The sequence below is a fragment of the Salinicola endophyticus genome, assembly GCF_040536835.1.
Classification (GTDB): domain Bacteria; phylum Pseudomonadota; class Gammaproteobacteria; order Pseudomonadales; family Halomonadaceae; genus Salinicola; species Salinicola endophyticus_A.
On sequence record NZ_CP159578.1, the window covers coordinates 584,416 to 598,915 of the forward strand.

Annotated in this window: 18 protein-coding genes; 4 read left to right on the forward strand and 14 right to left on the reverse strand. The window is 67.8% G+C overall.

What is annotated here, in order from left to right; translation table 11 throughout:
• Positions 1-7: 7 nt before the first annotated feature.
• The 10 genes from ABV408_RS02820 to ABV408_RS02865 all read right to left on the reverse strand — a co-directional run bounded on the left by ABV408_RS02820 (position 8) and on the right by ABV408_RS02865 (position 4,535).
• The gene (locus ABV408_RS02820; RefSeq protein ID WP_353980964.1) at positions 8-562 is read right to left on the reverse strand and encodes a phage tail protein I; all 555 of its coding nucleotides are present in this window, start codon (positions 560-562) and stop codon (positions 8-10) included.
• On the reverse strand, positions 555-1,454 hold the full coding sequence (locus tag ABV408_RS02825; protein WP_353980965.1) for a baseplate J/gp47 family protein: 900 nt from the start codon (positions 1,452-1,454) through the stop codon (positions 555-557). The genes ABV408_RS02820 and ABV408_RS02825 overlap by 8 nt, the downstream gene beginning before the upstream one ends.
• Positions 1,455-1,457: 3 nt before the next feature.
• Positions 1,458-1,808 carry a GPW/gp25 family protein gene (locus tag ABV408_RS02830; RefSeq protein ID WP_353980966.1) on the reverse strand — a complete coding sequence of 117 codons (351 nt, stop codon included), beginning with the start codon at positions 1,806-1,808 and terminating at the stop codon, positions 1,458-1,460.
• Positions 1,808-2,446 (reverse strand): phage baseplate assembly protein V, encoded by a 639-nt coding sequence (locus ABV408_RS02835; RefSeq protein WP_353980967.1) that lies wholly within the window; start codon positions 2,444-2,446, stop codon positions 1,808-1,810. The genes ABV408_RS02830 and ABV408_RS02835 overlap by 1 nt, the downstream gene beginning before the upstream one ends.
• A gap of 123 nt (positions 2,447-2,569) precedes the next feature.
• A complete protein-coding gene (locus ABV408_RS02840; RefSeq protein WP_353980968.1) occupies positions 2,570-3,064 on the reverse strand; it encodes a phage tail protein in 495 nt (164 codons plus the stop codon).
• Entirely contained in the window at positions 3,039-3,179 is a 141-nt protein-coding gene (locus ABV408_RS02845; protein ID WP_207034444.1) for a hypothetical protein, read from the reverse strand. The genes ABV408_RS02840 and ABV408_RS02845 overlap by 26 nt, the downstream gene beginning before the upstream one ends.
• Positions 3,172-3,540, reverse strand: coding sequence for a hypothetical protein (locus tag ABV408_RS02850; RefSeq protein WP_353980969.1), 369 nt, complete (start codon positions 3,538-3,540; stop codon positions 3,172-3,174). Before ABV408_RS02850 ends, ABV408_RS02845 begins: the two co-directional genes overlap by 8 nt.
• Positions 3,537-4,037, reverse strand: coding sequence for a lysozyme (locus tag ABV408_RS02855; protein ID WP_353980970.1), 501 nt, complete (start codon positions 4,035-4,037; stop codon positions 3,537-3,539). Before ABV408_RS02855 ends, ABV408_RS02850 begins: the two co-directional genes overlap by 4 nt.
• Complete coding sequence (locus ABV408_RS02860; protein WP_035474355.1) at positions 4,034-4,243, reverse strand: hypothetical protein; 210 nt, start codon at positions 4,241-4,243, stop codon at positions 4,034-4,036. Before ABV408_RS02860 ends, ABV408_RS02855 begins: the two co-directional genes overlap by 4 nt.
• An 82-nt stretch (positions 4,244-4,325) precedes the next feature.
• Complete coding sequence (locus ABV408_RS02865; RefSeq protein WP_035474354.1) at positions 4,326-4,535, reverse strand: tail protein X; 210 nt, start codon at positions 4,533-4,535, stop codon at positions 4,326-4,328.
• Positions 4,536-5,050: 515 nt separating this feature from the next.
• On the opposite strand from ABV408_RS02865, the gene ABV408_RS02870 reads away from it, so the two are divergent.
• Entirely contained in the window at positions 5,051-5,356 is a 306-nt protein-coding gene (locus ABV408_RS02870) for a hypothetical protein (RefSeq protein WP_353980971.1), read from the forward strand.
• A gap of 88 nt (positions 5,357-5,444) precedes the next feature.
• Here ABV408_RS02870 and ABV408_RS02875 read toward each other — a convergent pair whose 3' ends face one another.
• Complete coding sequence (locus ABV408_RS02875) at positions 5,445-5,639, reverse strand: hypothetical protein (RefSeq protein WP_353980972.1); 195 nt, start codon at positions 5,637-5,639, stop codon at positions 5,445-5,447.
• Between the two features lie 373 nt (positions 5,640-6,012).
• Here ABV408_RS02875 and thpD point away from each other — a divergent pair, with 373 nt between their 5' ends.
• Both thpD and ABV408_RS02885 read left to right on the forward strand, forming a co-directional pair.
• Positions 6,013-6,960 (forward strand): ectoine hydroxylase, encoded by a 948-nt coding sequence (gene thpD, locus ABV408_RS02880; RefSeq protein WP_353980973.1) that lies wholly within the window; start codon positions 6,013-6,015, stop codon positions 6,958-6,960.
• Positions 6,961-7,139: 179 nt separating this feature from the next.
• Complete coding sequence (locus tag ABV408_RS02885; RefSeq protein WP_353980974.1) at positions 7,140-7,802, forward strand: fumarylacetoacetate hydrolase family protein; 663 nt, start codon at positions 7,140-7,142, stop codon at positions 7,800-7,802.
• A gap of 126 nt (positions 7,803-7,928) precedes the next feature.
• On the opposite strand, the gene speA is transcribed toward ABV408_RS02885, so the two are convergent.
• The 3 genes from speA to ABV408_RS02900 all read right to left on the reverse strand — a co-directional run bounded on the left by speA (position 7,929) and on the right by ABV408_RS02900 (position 11,468).
• On the reverse strand, positions 7,929-9,836 hold the full coding sequence (speA, locus tag ABV408_RS02890) for a biosynthetic arginine decarboxylase (RefSeq protein ID WP_353980975.1): 1,908 nt from the start codon (positions 9,834-9,836) through the stop codon (positions 7,929-7,931).
• A 210-nt stretch (positions 9,837-10,046) separates the two neighbouring features.
• Entirely contained in the window at positions 10,047-10,994 is a 948-nt protein-coding gene (locus ABV408_RS02895) for a homoserine kinase (RefSeq protein WP_353980976.1), read from the reverse strand.
• A 156-nt stretch (positions 10,995-11,150) separates the two neighbouring features.
• The gene (locus ABV408_RS02900) at positions 11,151-11,468 is read right to left on the reverse strand and encodes a DUF2782 domain-containing protein (RefSeq protein ID WP_353980977.1); all 318 of its coding nucleotides are present in this window, start codon (positions 11,466-11,468) and stop codon (positions 11,151-11,153) included.
• Positions 11,469-11,690: 222 nt separating this feature from the next.
• Here ABV408_RS02900 and polA point away from each other — a divergent pair, with 222 nt between their 5' ends.
• On the forward strand, positions 11,691-14,471 hold the full coding sequence (polA, locus tag ABV408_RS02905) for a DNA polymerase I (protein ID WP_353980978.1): 2,781 nt from the start codon (positions 11,691-11,693) through the stop codon (positions 14,469-14,471).
• Positions 14,472-14,500 lie beyond the last annotated feature (29 nt).

Genomic DNA, 14,500 nt, shown 5'->3' on the forward strand with positions numbered 1-14,500 from the left:
GGGTCCTCTAGTGGGCGGTGGCCGCCAGGCGGCGGTAGACGTAGGCTCGGGCGCCGCCGGCGACGCCGACACCGCCCGTGGCGCTGAGCCCGGCGGTGAAGGTGAAGTGCGAGCGGACCGGCTTGGTGCGGGTGATCTCGTCGACGATGTCCTGCTGGAAGGCGGCGCTGTTGGGCACCTCCGCGCCCAGGGTCAGCACCACGTCGAAGGTGTGCGGCGCGCCCGGCTCGGCCTTCTGCCACCACTCGCGTAGCGCCAGGCTGGAGCCGAACGAGCGGACCACGTCGCGCACGCTCTTGGCGGTGCCTTTACGACGCTGGATCTCGATCGCGTTGCGCAGGCGCTGGCGCTTGATGCGCTCCGGCCAGTAGGGCTGCCAGGCATCCAGTGAGAGCGCCCAGGCGAGCCACGGCAGCAGCTCGGCGGGGCAGGTGTCCGGGTTCCACAGCGCGCGCAGCGGCACCGGCAGCTCGCTGGCACCGGCGGCGGCGGTCTCCAGGGCGTGCTCCAGGGGGCTGGCGTTGGGCGGCAGCAGGCTGGCGCGGGGGCTCGGCTCACTCATCGAGACCTCCGTCGCGCAGCGCGATCTCGGTGCAGTGGGTCGCCTGGGTGCGGTCGATCACCAGGCTCGCCGCGGGGTCGGTGAGCTCGACCCGCTGCACGCCGGGCTGGTGCAGCGCGGCGTAGAGCCCGGAGAGGGTGACATCGAGGCCCAGACGGTGCTGCTGCTCGGCATAGACGGCGGCGGCGGCGCGCGCTTCGCGCATCACCACTTCGCGGTCGGGGCCGGCGTAGAAGTAGAGGGTGGCGGCGATACGGTAGTCGACGATCTCGGCGCTGCGCACGCTGACGTGATCGGTGAGCGGGCGCACATCCTCGGCAGACAGCGTGGCGTCGACGCGCGCGAGCAGCTCGGCCGGGGCGCTGCCGTCGCCGTCGCGGGCGAGCACCGTCACCACCACCTCGCCCGGCGCCGGGCTGGTGGCGCTGGCATCCAGCACCTGGCCGTCGGCGGAGAGCGCGTGGAAGACGTAGGCGCCCTCGGGGCCGGCGGTGGAGAATCCCTCCAGCGAGAGCTGAATGCGCCGGCGCAAGTCGGCGTCCGTCTCCAGCGTGGCCGGCACCGGCGGCACCGCTGCGGGGTCGCCGGCGTCCAGGGTCTGGCGGGCGACGCCGAAGAGCGCGCCGAGGTGGTCGAGATCGGCGCCGCGGGCGTAGGCGAGCATCACCCCCTGGGCGGCTTCGTTGATCCGCTGGCGCAGCAGCAGCTCGCGGTAGGCGGCGGCCTGCAGGATCTTGTAGGCGGGGTCGGACTCGACGCTGACATCGAACGCCGGAGCCCGCGCGCGCAGGTCGGCGAGCAGGGCGGCGAAAATCGTCTCGAAGTCGAGCGGCTCGACGATATCCGGCGCGGGCAGCCGCGAGAGATCGACGGCGGTGAAGCCTCCGGCCATGGTTTAGGTCTCCTGTCCCAGGGGGATATCGAAGGTGAGGTCGGCGCCGTCGTCGACCCGTTCGGCGTGCACGCTGAGCGTCAGCCGCCCGGGGCGCGTGGTAGAGACGTGGCGCGTGACCTGCTTGACGCGAATCCGCGGCTCCCAGCGCATCAGTGCCACCACCGTGGCCGAGTAGGCGCGCAGGGCGGTGGCGCCATCCAGCGGCTGGTCGATCAGCTCCGGCAGCAGCGAGCCGTAGTCGCGGCGCATCACCCGCGAGCCGATGGGCGTGGTGAGAATGTCGGTGACGGACTGGCGAATATGGGCGATGCCCGCCAGCGCCGCGCCGCTGGTGCGATCCATGCCGGCCATCAGTTCACCCCCTCCGTCTGGGCGCCGCCGCGCTGCACGCCGCCGTGGGTGTGGCTGGCGCTGATGTCGCGGCCGTTGCTGGTCACCGCGCCGGTGAAGTGGGTATCGCCGGCCATGGTCGCGGTCTGGCCGCTGGGCTGGCTGAAGTTGCCGTTCAAGGTGAGATTGCCGTTGATCACGGTGTCGGCGTTGAGGGTGGCGCCGCCGGCGGCGGTGGCGGTGAGGGCGGCGGCGGTGGTGACGCTCACCGCGCCCTGGGCGTCGAGGCTGGCCGAGCCGGGCAGGGTGGCGCTCAGGTGGCTGGCAGCGTGGTCGTAGCGGAGCCGCGCGCCGTCGGGCAGTTCGAGCTGGGTCACGTTGGCATCATGGCTCGGCGCCGGCACCGCGTCCGAGTTCAGCGCCGGCAGCACCAGGGCGCCGCGCAGCTCGCCGCCGGGGGCCAGCAGCAGCACCTGCTCGCCCAGGGTCGGCGGGTTCCAGGTTCGGCTGTGGCCGGCGCGGGCGGTCAGCCACGGCAGCCAGTCGGTGAGTAGCGCACCGCTCTGGACGCGCACGCGCACCGCGGCGTGGTCGATCGCGGCGACACGGCCGACGCGGATCAGATTGTGGAGCAGACGGGCAAGTTCGACGGAGTTCATGGCGCACCGGTGGCGGGAGACGGCATGCGCTCATGGTCCGCGGCGCGGGGCGGGCTGGCGAGCCGCGGGCGTTGTCGGCGGGGGTTCGACGTGGGCGCTTTCTATCGCCCCCGACGCCGGGCGTTAGGCCAGCGGGCCATCCCACTCGGCCACCAACCGATACCCCTCGTCACCCGCGCTGTCGTCGCGCAGCAGCAGCTGCCAGTGCTCGGCGGGGCAGGTCTCGTGCGCGAAGGCGGGCTGGCGATGGTCGAGAGTGATCTCGCCGCTGGCGCAGTCGTGGCGCGCCACCACGCGCTCCTCGAGCGGCACCCACAGGCGCAGGTCGGCGGGCGCCTCGCCGGCGAAGGCCCAGGCAAAGCGCAGGCCCGGTTCCGGCCCCAGCTCGGGCTGATAGCGCGACAGCCACGCCAGCAGCGGCAGCATCACCGCGTCCAGGGTGTCGTCATAGGCGTGCAGCGTCAGTGCGGCGGTCACCGCATAGCCTTGGGAGAGCGAGGCCCCCGGGGCGAACCGGATGCGCCCCTCGTCCACCTGCGCCGAGAGCCGGTTCGGCATCTCCTGCAGCGCCGGCACGGTGCGCCGCAGATGTTCAATCAGGGCGTTCAGCAGTTGCATGTCGGGTCTCCTCCAGGGTGGTCACCAGTCCGTTATGTCGAATCGCGCAGGCGTGGTACTGCGCCGCCCAGTCGCGCAGCGTCAGCACCACGCTGGCGCCGCTGCCGTCACTCAACGGCGGCAGCGTCGTCGGGCAGCGGGTCAGCAGCGTCTGCTGGATCGGGGGCGCGGCCGGCGGCGGCGTCGTTGAGCAGGCGCACAGCGTCAGGCTCAAGGCAGACGCGGCGATAAATCGGCTTCTGGATCTCACGAATCACTCCGCGGTCGATGACCCGTTGATGGGTGTCGAGGGTCGCGAGCCGCGCCTCGACCACGCCGGCGATGACGGACTCCCGCGCCAGCGCCTGGCTGGCCGCGGCCTGGGCGGCCTCGAGGGCGGTGAGGCGCTGGGCATCCTCGAACCAGCCGCGGCTGAGCCAGCCTGTGCCTGCGGCGATCGCCAGCACGGCGAGCATGACGAGCGTGCGCGCCGTCATTCCAGCCCCGCCAGACACAGCTCGCGCTCCGCCGCACGGCGCTCGACCAGCCCCGGCAGCTTGCGGCCACCGGCATAGACCCAGCGCGCGAGCTGATCGCACGCGGCGCGCGTGTCGCCGGCGTTCAGCCTGGCCAGCAGGGTCGAGTCGCGAAACGCCCCCTCGCCGACGTTGAAGATAAAAGAGGCCAGCGCCGCCCGGCGGGTCGGCGGCATTGTGGCGTTGATCGCCGGCGCGACGTGGCGGTCGATGGCCGCGAATGCCTCGCCCAGGTCGCCGGCCAGCAGCGCCTCGCACTCCTGGGTGGTTCGGGTCTGGTTCAGCGCGACCGTCGGCCCGGTATGGCCGGTGCAGATCGTCGGGATGCCGACAGGGTCGGGATACGCCTGCAGCTCGGTGCCCTCGTAGTGCTTGACCACATTGATCGAGAGCGACAGCGCCAGGCCGCAGGCGCCGCCGATACCCGCGCCGCCGAGCCAGCGTTTCCAGTGGTTCATGAACGCCTCCGCCGAATGCGCGCCCACCACTCGCGCAGGTTGCCGAGATACTTGGGCACGATCAGCCCGATCTGCAGCGCCAGATAGGCCAGGGTCAGCACCGTGACCCAATCCGACGGCGTCATGCCGCCGGCATGCAGCAGCGAGACGAGCGCAGGCGGCGTGGTCTTGATTGCCTCGGTGGTGATATTCGACTGATGGGCCATGCCGATTCCTGCGTCGACGCGGGCCGGTATGACGCTCACACCGGCCCGCGACGGGATGAAAGAAGCGCTGATCGGGCCGGGCTCAGCGCCACAGCTCGATCACCCGCGGCGTGGGTGACGGCGAGGCGACATCCGGCAGCACCACCGGCGTGGCGCTCGGCAGCCGCGGGCCCAGCGCGCACAGCCCGGGATTGTGCGTCAGCACCTGCACCACCAGATCGGTACGCCCGTAATGGCGCTGACACAGGCGATCGACGGTATCGCCCTGAAGACTCGACACGGTTCGCGGCATGCGTACTCCCGGCTTGGCACTCGACTCGCCCGGGGCCCGTGCCGATGAGCGGCGCGGGCACCCCGGCACCTCACGATGCCCCGAGAGTGCGACGCCCGCCCGCCGGCCTCAATCCAGCGCGAACGTCCACCGCCCGGCGACAACCCAGGCCAGCAGAAGCGGCGTGCCACGCGGATGGCAGAGCGCGATCACGAGCGTGAACCAGAGCGCGGGAGCCGTATGTCAGGCGGGCCGGAAAGATGACGAACACTTCCCCCGCACTCCCCGCACCAGCGCACGGCAGAGACGGGATATGCGTAGTCGGGAATAAGATAAACCATTGTTTTCTATCGATAGTGGCGTTGTCTTGTAATCAGTAGGTCTTGCTGCATCTACGCTAGAGATCGGCCCGTTTAGGGCCGGTATGGGAGGGAGATCGGCCGGCGAGTCGCAGGTTTATCGTCCTTCGTGAGGGAGCCGACGCGCCTATACTCGCTCGCGTCTAGGTGGGCGATGAACGCGAATCAGGAGGTGGGATGAAGACGCTTGCCGTTCTCTTGGTGCTCGGCTGTGTGGGGCAGGGTGCAGCCGCGCTGGCCGGTGACTGTGCCGAGTTCCGCTGCCGCTATGGGGACGTACCGCGTCCGCCCGAAACGCTGATCGCAGAGCCCTTTCATGTCTTCTATGGCCAGCCTACGCCGCGGCCGATGCGACCCTATCGCGATCTCGGTGTCGGGGAGATCTCGAGGGATACCGTTTCCGGGCACGGCAGCCCCGGCGGTGAGATGGCGGGATCACTCGGGCGCGAAGCGGCGCCGTCGTCGAGTGATTCGGTGCCGTGACAGCTCGCTGGCGCCGTGAGCAGTCAGGTCGTCAGTCGCGCCGTGGGCGTGCGGTGATAGCCGGCCCATTGGCACGCTGGAAGATCTGTCATGCTGCGCGATGACGCGGCGGCGTCTGTTCGCGGCGAGACGCCATCAAGGTCGACTCCAGCGCCAGCGTCTGGCACTTCACGGCGGTACAGTTGGCGCAGCGCACATGGGGGCTCTCCCCGGGCTGCGTCGGCAGGTGGAATCGGTCGCTGCCGCACAGCGAGCACTGCATGTCGAGCGTGATGCAGATCATGGCTTGCCTCTCCCGGAAAACGGCAGCGGGAGTGTGGCTGTCGCGGATGAAAGCTTGATGACGCCTGGCACGACCCCGCCCCCATCTATGGGTTCCTGTGCCAGATCGCGGGGCACGAAGCTGTCATTTTCTTGCTTTACGTTATCGCTGCCCCTGATTGGGCCTGCCACGGTGGCCGGGCCGAAACGGTCGCAGAAGCGCAGCGCCGATAGTGGCCCGGGGGCTGACCGGGGCAGGCGGTTGCAATTCTGGCCGACTTTTCTAGGCTAGAGACCCTTTTGATGTCAGATGAGGAAACTCCACTCGACCCACCTATCGGCACTACTGCCGAGGACTGGATCTGAAACCTGATCACAAACTTGGAGGTGATTGGATGTCAGTACAGACCGCATCCCCCCGTAAGCAGGACACGTGGACGAAGCAGGATCGCTATCCGACACGTTTGCGCCGGTCGCAGGAAGCGCTCTGGCGTGAACGTCAGGAGGCAGTCGTCAAGGGCCGCCATCTGGACGGGCCACTCGACGCCACCCAGTTGGACACCTTCGAGCGCGATGGCTTCCTGTTCGAGCCCAACTTCCTGGGACATGACGAAGTCGATGCGCTGTGCGAGGAGCTTGCCGCGCTGCTGGCGCGGGATGATTTTCGCGACCGCGACTTTGCCATCACCGAGCCGGACAGCCAGGAGATCCGCTCACTGTTCGCCGTGCATTTCCTGTCGCAGCGCTTCGCGCAACTGGCGGCGGACCCGCGCCTGACCGGGCGGGCACGTCAGATCGTGGGCGGCGACGTCTACGTGCATCAGTCGCGGATCAACTACAAGCCTGGTTTCCAGGGCAAGGGCTTCAACTGGCACTCGGACTTCGAGACCTGGCACGCCGAGGACGGCATGCCCGAGATGCATGCCGTCAGCGCCTCGATCGTGCTTACCGACAATCATCACTTCAATGGCCCGTTGATGCTGGTGCCGGGCTCGCACAAGGTGTTCGTGCACTGCCTGGGTGAGACGCCGGACGACAACCACAAGCGCTCGCTCAAGCAGCAGGAGTTCGGCGTGCCGAGTCAGGATGCTCTGCGCGAGTTGATCGAAACCAATGGCATTCAGGCGCCGACCGGCGCTGCCGGCGGGCTCCTGCTGTTCGACTGCAACACCCTGCACGGCTCCAACGCCAATATGTCGCCGGACCCGCGCAGCAACGCCTTCTTCGTCTTCAACCGTCGCGACAATGCCTGCGTGCGCCCGTTCGGGGCCAAGCAGCCGCGTCCGGCGTTTCTGGCCCATGCGCCGGATGAGGTATGGACGCCCCAAGGCGTGACCCACTGACGACGCGCCGCGGCCTGGCTCTGCTCTTCGATAGATAGCATAGAGAGCCAGGCTCGCCGGCAGGCGTGATGCCATCGACCGCCGTTGAGGCTAGACTCGTCGAGTCTGCGTCGATGGCGGTTTTTCGTATTGCCTTCGGCGCACTTCTAGCGGTTCCACCACTGGCAGGGGAGTAGAGCATGGCTTTCACCACGCGCTTCGTCGACGGCAGCGAAACAGGGTATGCACTGGGCAAGATTCTGTGCGTGGGGCGCAATTACGCCGAGCACGCCGCCGAGCTCAATAACCCGGTTCCCAGTTCACCGCTGCTGTTCATGAAGCCGGCGACCAGCGCGGTGGAGCTCGAATCGCCTATCGCTCGACAGTTCACCCATGGCGAGGTGCACTTCGAAACCGAACTGGCGCTGCTGATCGGCGAGCGTCTGAGCGCGGCGAGTGCGGCGGAAGCGCTCGCCGGTATCGCCGGGGCCGGCCTGGCACTGGACCTCACCCTGCGCGACGTGCAGTCGGCGCTCAAGGAGAAAGGTCATCCGTGGGAGCGCGCCAAGGCGTTCGACGGTGCCTGCCCGCTATCGCGCTTCGTGCCGGTGGATGCCGATACCGACTGGGCCAGTGTCTCTTTCCATCTGGATATCAACGGCCAGCGCCAGCAGAGTGGCAAGCTCAGCGACATGCTTTTCAGCGTCCCGGCGCTACTCGAAGAGATGACCCGCACCTTCACCCTCGAACCCGGCGATGTGGTGCTGACCGGCACCCCGGCCGGCGTCGGCAAGCTGCCGCGGGAGGCGGTGCTCGGTCTGTCTCTATCGCTGGGGCTGGATATCGGCACGCGCACCCGCTGAGGCGTCTGCCGGTGCCGGGGCACTGATGCCAGATGCAAGAGCCGTCGGGCACGACAAACTGCCGGGCACAAAAAACCGCGATCTCGTCGCGGTTTTTTGCATCTGTCATGAGGCTGGCTCGGCGTCTCACTCCAGATAGGTGTAGCCGCTCAGGCCGGCGGAGAGTTCTTCGACGAACTGCTCGCGCTCCTCGACGCTCAGCGGGCTGGCGATCAACTGCTCGGTGAGTTGCTTCTTGAGCGCCTCGGCGTCGAAGTTGACGTAGCCCAGCACCGCGGCCACGGTATCGCCCTGCTGCACGTGGGAGAGGCGCCACTCGCCATTGTCGTCCAGCGCCACGTCGACCGAGTCGGTATCGCCGAACAGGTTGTGCAGATCGCCTAGGATCTCCTGATAGGCGCCGACCAGGAACAGACCCAGCAGCTTGTCGTCGTCATCGTCCCATTCGGGCAGCGGCAGCGTGCTCTCGAGCCCCTGGCCGTCGACGTAGAGGTCGATCCGCCCGTCGGAGTCGCAGGTGATGTCCTGGATCACCCCGCGCCGGGTCGGCGTATGGTCGAGTCCGGTCAGCGGCAGCACCGGGAAGACCTGGTCGATACCCCAGACGTCCGGCAGCGACTGGAACAGCGAGAAGTTCACGAACAGCTTGTCGGCGAGCTTCTCGGCCAGCTCGTCGGCGATGTCGCGATGGGCACGGTTGCGGCCGTCGAGCCGGTCGCGCAGGCGCTGGCAGGCCGCGAAGTAGACCGACTCGCCCTCGGCGCGGGCCTGGATATCGGCCAGCCCCATGACGAAGCGATCCTGCAGCTCGCCCACTGCCTGTACCACGTCGTGGTAGGCCTCGACCAGATCGCGCGGCTCGCGCATGCCTTCGAGCCGGTCATAGACCCGCCACAGCTCGTCGACATGCGGGTCCTCTCCGACCCGGCGCTCCGGTTCGATGTGGCCCATGCGCTCTTCGCCGATGACGTTGGTCACCAGCACCGCATGGTGGGCGGTCAGGGCGCGTCCGGACTCGGAGATGATCTGCGGATGCGGCAGCTCGTGGGTGTTGCAGATCTGGCTGAAGGCCCACACCACGTTGCTGGCGTACTCGCGCATGGAGTAGTTGATCGAGCAGAAACTGCGCGAACGCGTGCCTTCGTAATCCACGCCCAGCCCGCCGCCGACGTCGACGGTATCGATCGGCGCGCCGAGTTCGCGCAGGCTGTGGTAGAAGCGCGCGCACTCGCGCAGGCCGCGCTGGATGTCGCGAATATTGGCGATCTGCGAGCCCAGATGGAAATGCACCAGTTGCAGGCTGTCGAGGGCACCGGCGCTGCGCAGGCGCTCGGTGATGGTCAGGATCTGGGTCGCGGTGAGGCCGAACTTCGACTTCTCGCCGCCGGTGTCCTGCCACTTGCCCTTGCCCACCGAGGAGAGGCGCGCACGCACGCCGATACGCGGCCGCACCTGGAGCTTCTCCGCCTCCTCCAGGATCAGGCTCAGCTCGGAGTACTTCTCCACCACCAGGTAGACCTTGTGGCCGAGCTTCTCGCCCATCAGTGCCAGGCGGATGTATTCGCGATCCTTGTAGCCGTTGCAGATGATCACCGAAGGGCCGTCACCGGAGAGTGCCAGCACCGCCATCAGCTCCGGCTTGCTGCCGGCTTCCAGACCGACCCGGCCGTGACCGCGCTCCTGGGTGGCCAGGATCTCCTCGACCACGCGGCGCTGCTGGTTGACCTTGATCGGATAGACCGCGGTATAGCCGCCCTGATAGCGCTCTTCCTGCATCGCCTGATCGAAGGCCATGCACAGCTGTTCGACCCGGTCGTGCAGGATGTCGATGAAGCGCACCAGCACTGGCAGGCGCAGGCCGGCGTCGCGCAGCTTGTCGACCAGGGTGTCGAGCACCATGCTGGGGCCGGGCACTTCGCTGCCCAGCGGCCTGACCAGCGTACGGCCCTGATCGTCGACGTCGAAGTAGCCGCTGCCCCACTGATCGATATTGTAGGTGCGGCGGGCCTGTGCGGCGGGAGAAGGATTCGGCATGACGCTCTCCGGTGGACCGGCGGTGAAATCCCGACGACAAGACAGCTAGCGCGCCGGGCGACGATGGCGCGCATTATGCCGTTGCACTGTGTCGGGAACCATGAATTTCAGGAAAAAAGCCACGGCGCGACCGCGCGGGTTCGGCGCCGCGTCACAGCCGGAGCCGCGGGTACGGCGCCACACTAGCCTAGGCGACAACGCGTCCGGCGCTCACGCCGGCAGCGGCGGGACTTCGCCCTCTATCCGCTGCATCAGCAGGATGCGGAAGCGCGCCGGGTCGTGGGGGGTGATGTCGTGCGCCGGCGGGTCGACATGGATCACCAGCAGGCGCGACAGCCAGTAGCGCAGCGCGGTCATGCGCAGCATCAGCGGCCACAGCGCGCGTTCGGCAGCGCTCAGCGGGCGGTGAGCCAGATAGGCGCCGAGGATGGCGTCGTAACGCGCGCGGTCGATCTCGCCCGCGGCATCGCTGGTCCAGTCGTTGATCACGATCGCCAGATCGAACAGCAGCTCGCCGGTGCAGCCGTTGTAGAAGTCGATGATGCCGCCGAGGTGGTCACCGTCGTAGAGGGTGTTGTCGCGGAACAGGTCGCCGTGGATGGCGCCGCGCGGCAGCTCGGCATCGGTGAAGGCCTCGGCGTAGGCGGCGATCTCCTCGCGCATCAGCGCCTGGTCGCGGCTATCGAGATGGGGCAGCACTTCGCGATGGCGGCGCTCCAGCCAGGCTAGGTTGCGCGGATTGTCGCGCTGGCCGGTGAAGCGCTGTGACACCTGATGCATGCGCCCCAACGCATCGCCGAGCGCGGCGCACTGGGCCAGATTGGGGGCGCTGGGGTGGCTGCCGGGCATGCGCGGAAACAGCAGCGCTGGGCGGCCGGCGAGACGCTGCAGGGCGACCCCTTGGCGGTCGTGGACCGGCCCCGGCACCGGCAGGCCCTGGGCGTCCAGATAGTCGAGTAGATCGACGAAGAACGGCAGATCCTCGAACTCGCCCTGTTCGAACAGCGTCAGCACCCACTCGCCCTGATCGGTGGTCACGAAGAAAGTGCTGTTCTCGGTGCCCTGGGGGACGCCTTTCAGCGCGACAAAGTCGCCGACGGTATAGCGCGTGAGGAAGTCAGCGACCTGGGCGTCGTCGAGGGGAGTGAATACGGCCATGGCAATATCGGATCTGGGAGCGGAAACCGCGCATTGTAGCGGTTGCGGCGGCGCGCTCCTACCTCATGTGCGTCGCTGCCTGCGTTTACGGCGCAGCCGTCATTTACGCTGCGGCCTAGGCGTGCGTCGTCGCGACGCGGCCACGCTGTAAGCGCCTCACTCGCGCTGCACCCACGCGGGTACCGGTACGGTATCGGCATCGCGGCGCTGGTAGTTGCCGTCGCCGTCGGCGTCGTAGAGGAAGTAGGCCTGCCCCGACTTGGGCGCCACCCGAATGGCGTAGAGCTTGCCGTTGAGCCGATACTCCGAGACCGTCTGCTGGGCATCACTGTGGGTAGTGACCTGGGGCGTCGGCGTGTTCTGCGCCAGCGCCGTGGATGTCAGCGCGGTCGCGACCAGCAGGGTGGCCAGCAGCGCGCCCGGCAGCGGGTGCCGCAGCGCCTGAAGCCGCGTGTGCAATGTCGTCTTGGGCATGGCAATGACCTCCGATAGCGCGGCTGCCACGGGCGGCGAAAGTGCTTCCCGGCGGCAGCGAGTGCCTGCGCGGCCCAGTCTAGCGCTGGATCGCGGCTCTTCGCATCTGCTTCGACCACCGGCACGGGTGGGGATTCCCGATTGCCGGCGGTGCGCCCTGACGCCGAGCGGCGCCTTGCGTATCATGAGGCCATCGAAAGCCAGTCACGGATGCCCCAGCTCATGGCAGATGCCCCTATCGTCCTCGTCGACGGTTCCTCCTATCTCTATCGCGCCTTTCACGCCCTGCCGCCGCTGTCGACCTCCGACGGTCAGCCGACCGGTGCAGTGCGCGGGGTGCTGGCGATGCTCAAGAGCCTGATCAAGCAGTATCCGCAGAGCCCGATGGCGGTGGTGTTCGACGCCAAGGGCAAGACCTTTCGCGACGAGATCTACGCCGAGTACAAGGCCCACCGGCCGCCGATGCCGGACGATCTGCGGCCCCAGGTCGAGCCGCTGCACGACTGTGTCAGAGCGCTCGGCCTGCCGCTGCTGTGCATCGAGGGGGTCGAGGCGGACGACGTCATCGGCACGCTGGCAAGGCTTGCCACCGAGTCCGGGCGCGATGCGGTGATCTCCACCGGCGACAAGGACATGGCCCAACTGGTCAACGCCCATATCACCCTGGTCAACACGATGAAGGACGAAACCCTCGACGTGGCCGGGGTGGAGGCGAAGTTCGGCATACCGCCCGAACTGATCATCGACTATCTGGCGCTGATGGGTGACAAGGTCGACAACATCCCCGGCGTCCCCGGGGTCGGCGAGAAGACCGCGCTCGGCCTGCTCCAGGGCATGGGCGGCGGCCTCGACACCATCTATGCCGATCTCGAGCACGTCACCACGCTCGACTTCCGCGGCGCCAAGACGCTGCCCAAGAAGCTCGAAGCCAACCGCGAGCAGGCTTTTCTCTCCTATCGTCTGGCCACGATCAAGACCGATTGCGAGCTGCCGGTGGGGCTCGACGAGCTGCACCTGGCCGAGCCCGACCGCGAGGCCCTGAAGGCGCTGTATACCCGGCTCGAATTCAAGAACTGGCTGGGTGAGCTGCTCGACGGCAAGGACGAGGGCGTGGACGACGTCGCCTCGGGCAGTGCGGTGGCGAGCGATGATGTCGACGAGGACCCGGCGCTGGCCAGCCCCTCGCGCGAGGATCACACCCTGCTCACCCAGGCGGAGTTCGACGCCTGGGTCGAGCGCCTGGCGGCGAGCGAGGCGTTCTGCTTCGATCTCGAGACCACCAGCCTCAACTATATGGAGGCCGACATCGTCGGCATCGGGCTGGCGCTCGAACCGCACGAGGCCGCCTACATTCCGGTGGCCCACGCCTACCTGGATGCCCCCGATCAGCTCGATCGCGACGCAGTGCTGGCGGCGCTCAAGCCGCTGCTCGAAAACCCCGACATCGCCAAGATCGGGCAGAACCTCAAGTACGACATCTCGGTACTGGCGCGCTACGACATTCGGGTCGCCGGCGAGCTGATCGACACCATGCTCGAGTCCTATGTCTTGAACTCCACCGCAACGCGACACGACATGGATTCGCTGGCGCTCAAGTACCTCGGTGAGAAGACGATCAGCTTCGAAGAGATCGCCGGCAAGGGCGCCAAGCAGCTCACCTTCGATCAGATCGGGCTCGAGGAGGCGGTTCCCTACGCCTGCGAGGACGTCGATATCACCCTGCGCCTGCATCGCGAACTGCGGCCCAAGCTCGAGGCGGAAGGGCGCCTGGCCGAGGTGCTCGACCGTATCGAGCGGCCGCTGATTCCGGTGCTGTCGCATATGGAGCGCGGCGGCGTGGCCCTCGACCCGGCGCGCCTGCATGCCCAGAGCCAGGCGCTGGAAACACGCATTCGCGAGCTCGAGAGCGAAGCCTTCGAACTGGCGGGCCGGGAGTTCAACCTCGGCTCGCCCAAGCAGCTCGCGGAGATCCTGTTCGACGAGCAGAAGATCCCGGTGATCAAGAAGACGCCCAAGGGCGCGCCGAGTACCGCCGAAGCGGTGCTCGAAGAGCTGGCACTGGACTATCCGCTGCCCAAGCTGATCATGGCCCACCGCGGCATGACCAAGCTCAAGTCGACCTACACCGACAAGTTGCCGCGGCTGGTCAACCCGGCTACCGGGCGGCTGCACACCAGCTATCACCAGGCGGTCACCGCCACCGGGCGGCTGTCCTCCTCCGACCCCAATCTGCAGAACATCCCCATCCGCACCGAAGAGGGGCGCAAGATCCGCCAGGCGTTCGTCGCCCGCGACGGCTACCGCATCGTCGCCGCCGACTACTCGCAGATCGAGCTGCGCATCATGGCGCACCTCTCCGATGACAAGGGCCTGCTCGACGCCTTCGCCAACGATCAGGACATCCACGCCGCCACCGCCGCCGAGGTCTTCGGCGTGGCGCTGGAGAAGGTCACCGTGGATCAGCGGCGCAGCGCCAAGGCGATCAACTTCGGGCTGATCTATGGCATGAGTGCCTGGGGCCTGGGCAAGCAGCTGCACATCGAGCGCGGTCAGGCGCAGACCTATATCGACCGCTACTTCGATCGCTACCCCAACGTCGCCACCTTCATGGACAGGATTCGCGCCCAGGCGGCGGAAGATGGCTTCGTGGAGACGGTGTTCGGGCGCCGGCTCTACCTGCCGGAGATCAAGGCGCAGAATCACGCCCGGCGCCAGGCCGCCGAACGCACCGCGATCAACGCCCCTATGCAGGGAACCGCGGCGGACATCATCAAGCTCGCCATGATCGACGTGCACCACTGGCTCAACCCCGCCAAGGGTCAGGCCGAATTCGACGCCTGGATGGTGATGCAGGTGCACGACGAACTGGTCTTCGAGGTCGCCGAGGCGCAGAGCGACGACTTCATCGCCGCGGTGCGCCAGCGTATGCAGTGCGCCGCCGAACTCAAGGTGCCGCTGATCGTCGACGCCAATAGCGGCGCCAACTGGGACGAGGCGCACTGAGCCCCGGCTGGTTAGTCTCCAGCCGGCGG

Bases quoted from the DNA above. Each gene is read 5' to 3' on its own strand.
- ABV408_RS02840 (WP_353980968.1), bottom strand. From the start codon at position 3,064: ATGCAACTGCTGAACGCCCTGATTGAACATCTGCGGCGCACCGTGCCG.
- ABV408_RS02820 (WP_353980964.1), bottom strand. From the start codon at position 562: ATGAGTGAGCCGAGCCCCCGCGCCAGCCTGCTGCCGCCCAACGCCAGC.
- ABV408_RS02835 (WP_353980967.1), bottom strand. From the start codon at position 2,446: ATGAACTCCGTCGAACTTGCCCGTCTGCTCCACAATCTGATCCGCGTC.
- ABV408_RS02900 (WP_353980977.1), bottom strand. From the start codon at position 11,468: ATGCCCAAGACGACATTGCACACGCGGCTTCAGGCGCTGCGGCACCCG.
- polA (WP_353980978.1), top strand. From the start codon at position 11,691: ATGGCAGATGCCCCTATCGTCCTCGTCGACGGTTCCTCCTATCTCTAT.
- ABV408_RS02855 (WP_353980970.1), bottom strand. From the start codon at position 4,037: ATGAACCACTGGAAACGCTGGCTCGGCGGCGCGGGTATCGGCGGCGCC.
- ABV408_RS02895 (WP_353980976.1), bottom strand. From the start codon at position 10,994: ATGGCCGTATTCACTCCCCTCGACGACGCCCAGGTCGCTGACTTCCTC.
- ABV408_RS02885 (WP_353980974.1), top strand. From the start codon at position 7,140: ATGGCTTTCACCACGCGCTTCGTCGACGGCAGCGAAACAGGGTATGCA.
- ABV408_RS02860 (WP_035474355.1), bottom strand. From the start codon at position 4,243: ATGGCCCATCAGTCGAATATCACCACCGAGGCAATCAAGACCACGCCG.
- ABV408_RS02870 (WP_353980971.1), top strand. From the start codon at position 5,051: ATGAAGACGCTTGCCGTTCTCTTGGTGCTCGGCTGTGTGGGGCAGGGT.
- ABV408_RS02850 (WP_353980969.1), bottom strand. From the start codon at position 3,540: ATGACGGCGCGCACGCTCGTCATGCTCGCCGTGCTGGCGATCGCCGCA.
- ABV408_RS02865 (WP_035474354.1), bottom strand. From the start codon at position 4,535: ATGCCGCGAACCGTGTCGAGTCTTCAGGGCGATACCGTCGATCGCCTG.
- ABV408_RS02875 (WP_353980972.1), bottom strand. From the start codon at position 5,639: ATGATCTGCATCACGCTCGACATGCAGTGCTCGCTGTGCGGCAGCGAC.
- speA (WP_353980975.1), bottom strand. From the start codon at position 9,836: ATGCCGAATCCTTCTCCCGCCGCACAGGCCCGCCGCACCTACAATATC.
- ABV408_RS02830 (WP_353980966.1), bottom strand. From the start codon at position 1,808: ATGGCCGGCATGGATCGCACCAGCGGCGCGGCGCTGGCGGGCATCGCC.
- thpD (WP_353980973.1), top strand. From the start codon at position 6,013: ATGTCAGTACAGACCGCATCCCCCCGTAAGCAGGACACGTGGACGAAG.
- ABV408_RS02825 (WP_353980965.1), bottom strand. From the start codon at position 1,454: ATGGCCGGAGGCTTCACCGCCGTCGATCTCTCGCGGCTGCCCGCGCCG.